Origin of the sequence: Saezia sanguinis (genome assembly GCF_003991585.1) — a bacterium.
GTDB lineage: Bacteria > Pseudomonadota > Gammaproteobacteria > Burkholderiales > Burkholderiaceae_C > Saezia > Saezia sanguinis.
Map to the genome: position 1 here is coordinate 1 of NZ_PQSP01000094.1, position 266 is coordinate 266.

The 266-nt window shown below is 64.7% G+C and carries 1 pseudogene; it reads right to left on the reverse strand.

What is annotated here, in order from left to right:
- Positions 1-266 (reverse strand): annotated as a pseudogene (locus tag CUZ56_RS15120) (translational GTPase TypA); the annotation flags it as partial.

Below are 266 nucleotides of genomic sequence, written 5' to 3' on the forward strand. Positions count from 1 at the left end.
TTGTTCATCTGCACCATCTTGCCCTTACGGGCGGCCAGCAGCTGGGTGATGGCACCCAGGTATTCGTCCGGGCAGTCGATGGTGAGCTCTTCGTAGGGCTCGTGCACCTTGCCGTCGACCTGCCGGGTCACCACCTGCGGTTTGCCGACGGTCAGTTCGAAACCCTCGCGCCGCATCTGCTCGACGAGGATGGCGAGGGCGAGTTCACCACGGCCCTGTACCTCCCAGGCATCCGGGCGGCCGATATCGAGGACCCGCAGCGAAAC